The sequence below is a fragment of the [Mycoplasma] falconis genome (assembly GCF_006385795.1).
Classification (GTDB): domain Bacteria; phylum Bacillota_I; class Bacilli_A; order Mycoplasmatales; family Metamycoplasmataceae; genus Metamycoplasma; species Metamycoplasma falconis.
On the sequence record NZ_VFSS01000030.1, the window covers coordinates 1 to 611 of the forward strand.

The 611-nt window shown below is 68.9% G+C and carries 1 protein-coding gene; it reads right to left on the bottom strand.

Features of this window, described 5'->3' with window-relative positions; genetic code table 4:
- On the bottom strand, positions 1-611 hold a 611-nt coding region (gene sepH / locus FJO69_RS07740), incomplete at both ends, for a septation protein SepH (protein ID WP_140781574.1).

Here is a 611-nt window from a genome sequence, read left to right on the forward strand (position 1 = left end):
GCTCATCGAAGTCGAGATGGGCGACCGGCGCCAACGGCCGTAGCGGGCGATTGAAGGTGGGGTTGATCAGCTCATGGGCCGTGTCGTCGATCGCGGTGGCGGTTCCGCCGTGGGCGCCGGGGGTGAAGCGGAAATGCGCCAGGTTGTCGGAGCGGCCAGCCTTCCAGGCAAGCTGCACCGTCCAGCGACTGTCCTCGTTGCGCCACGCGTCCCAGGTGAGGCTGTCGGGGTTAAGGCCGCGTGCCACCAGGGCCGCGGCGACGGTCTCCTGCATGGTCAGCACCGCCGGGCCGTCGGCCAGGACCGGGTGCGCCGCGGTTGCCAGCTCGGCCGCGCGCGAGCGTTCCAACAGTACCGGGTGGGCAAACCGGCGGATACGGGCGATGTCGGAGCCCGATGCCGCAGCGACCTGTTCGACAGACGCGCCGGCCCGAATTCGGGCCTGAATCTCCTTGGGGCTCAGCACGTTGGTGACCTCGATGTCCAGCTGGGCTTGCTCCGGCTGGACGGAGTCGTCCCGTAGCGCCGCCCGCAGTCGGTCGTCGACCGGCAGCTTGAACTGTTCGGACGGGATGGCACCCTGGCAGATGATGTTTTTGCCGTCGGCATCG